The organism is Variovorax sp. 20P10.2.4, assembly GCF_058244205.1.
This window is the reverse complement of sequence record NZ_JBZAYE010000920.1, coordinates 1-2,239: the sequence shown is the minus strand read 5'-3', so window position 1 is coordinate 2,239 and position 2,239 is coordinate 1. Positions and strand designations below refer to the sequence as shown.

The following is a 2,239-nucleotide window of genomic DNA, read 5'->3' as shown; positions in this document are numbered from 1 at the left end:
CCCGCCGCAGCTCGCCCAGGCCCTCGAGCTCGAGCAGGTCGCGGCGCACGGTTTCGCGCGAGACCGCGAGGTCCTGCATGATCCGCTCGACGCTCAGGCGCGAGAAGGTGGCCAGCAGGCTGCGGATGCGCAGGAATCGTTCTTCTTGGAGCATGGGATGCCGATGGGAGAGGGAGCGATGGCGCCGGTGGCGGACCGGCGCCATTGTGCGGGAGGCGTGCGGGCGGCGCGTGACGCTCAGGCCGCCTGGCCCATCGCCGGATCGCTGATGCCGTGGCTGCCGTTCTCCACGCGGCCCGCGAAGCGGCGCAGGTAGCTGGTGCCGTCGTCCACGTTGGCCGTCACGCTGAAGTCGTACCAGTGCTTCGCGGGCGCAAGGTCCCACTTCTGCACCACCACCTGGCCCGGCGCGAGCGCGAAGGACCAGGGGCCGTCGGTGCGGTAGGCATTCGGCGCCACCGCGACGGTGCAGCTGATGTTGCCGAGGTTGTGCATCTCCAGGTGCACGTCGCCGTTGGCGGCGTCGTAGCAGACGCGCACCTCGGGCAGCGCCGTGCCGCCCGCGAGCGCGGCCGGCAGCTTGCCGCCGAAGCGCCGGAAGTAGCCGTTGGGGCCGAACACCGAGAGGTCGTAGCGCCCGCCGGCCGCCACCGCCCAGGCGTCGTTGAGCATCTTGCCGGGCTCCACCGTGTAGCGACGCGGCACCTTGTCGAGCGCGAGATGGTCGTAGACATGGAACACCGCGCCGGCGCCGCCGGTGTTGCCGAACACCAGCCAGAACTTCTGCTGCGCCACGTCGGGCCGGCCGCTGGTGTGCAGTTCGTAGGGCAGGGCGCGCGAGTAGCGCACGCCGGTGGCCTGCTGCGGCAGGGTGCCGGTGCCGGGCGCGGGCGCGACCGGGGTGGGCAGCAGCAGCTGCTTCGCGATGGCATCGTCGGCCGCCTTGCCGTCGATGTGCGGCAGCGCGGGCAGCGCGGCATTGGGCGTGGCGAAGTCGAAGCAGGTGCTGAGGTCGCCCGCGACCGCGCGCCGCCAGGGGCTGATGTTGGGCTCCATCACGCCGAAGCGCGTCTCGAGGAAGCGCACCACCGAGGTGTGGTCGGCCACCTGCGAGTTGACCCAGCCGCCGCGGCTCCAGGGCGACACCACGTACATCGGCACGCGCCAGCCCATGCCGAAGGGCGAACCGCGGTAGGGCGCCTTGAGGTCGTTGCGCTCGCCCAGCGTCGACACCGTGCTCATGCCGGCCTCGCTGCCGTCGGCGTTCAGCGAGGGGATCGAGGGCGGCGGCATGTGGTCGAAGTAGCCGTCGTTCTCGTCGAACATGATGAACAGCACGGTCTGGCTCCAGACCGCGGGATCGGCCGTGAGGGCGTTCAGCACGCGCTCGGTGTATTCGGCGCCCCACAGCGGCGACGAGGGGCCGGGATGCTCCGAGTACTTCTCGGGCGCCACGATCCAGCTCACCTGCGGCAGGCGGCCGGCCTTCACGTCGTCGGCCAGGGCGTCGATCGAGCGCGTCGACAGGCCGCGCGCCTTGAGCGAGCGCTGCGCCTCGGTCGGCTCGGCCGCGTAGTAGGCCTTGCGGAAGCTGGTGAAGCCCTCGAGCGGGTTGTCGGTGTAGTTGTCGGCCATGTCCTGGTAGATCTGCCAGCTCACGCCGGCCTGTTCCAGGCGCTCGGGGTAGGTGGTCCAGTCGTAGCCGGGCGCGTTGGCGAGGTCGTCGTTCGAGTTGTCGATCGCGGGGCCGCCGCCCTGTCCCAGCGGGTCGTTGGTGCCGCTCCAGAGGAACAGGCGGTTCGAGTTGGTGCCGGTGAGCTCGCTGCAGTGGTAGGCGTCGCACAAGGTGAAGGCATCGGCCAGCGCGAACTGGTAGGCGATGTCGCTCTGCGTGTAGTAGCCGAGCGCGCGCGCCGTCTTGGCTGCCACCCACTGGTTCATGCGCCCGCCGTTCCAGGCCTGCTGGCCGTCGGACCAGCTGTGGGCCATGCCGGTGGTGCGCTGCGCGCTGGTGGCGGTGGTGTCGTAGCGGAAGGGCACGCAGGTGCCGCTGCCCGTGGTCGGCGGCTGCTGCCACACCGGCTTGCCGTTGGACAGCGGCACCGGGAAGCGGTCGCCGAAGCCGCGCACGCCGCGCAGGGTGCCGAAGTAGTGGTCGAAGGAGCGGTTCTCCTGCATGAAGATCACGACGTGCTTGACGTCGCTGATGGTGCCGGTCTCCTGCGTGGCGGGAATCGCC

2 protein-coding genes are annotated in these 2,239 nt (G+C 70.8%); both read right to left on the bottom strand.

The features are described 5' to 3' along the window. A partial coding sequence (locus AC27VN_RS39420) for a DeoR family transcriptional regulator (protein ID WP_490880208.1) occupies positions 1-154 on the bottom strand: 154 nt, incomplete at its 3' end. A gap of 83 nt (positions 155-237) precedes the next feature. Continuing rightward, the coding region (locus tag AC27VN_RS39415) for a phosphocholine-specific phospholipase C (protein WP_490880207.1) at positions 238-2,239 on the bottom strand (2,002 nt) is incomplete at its 5' end.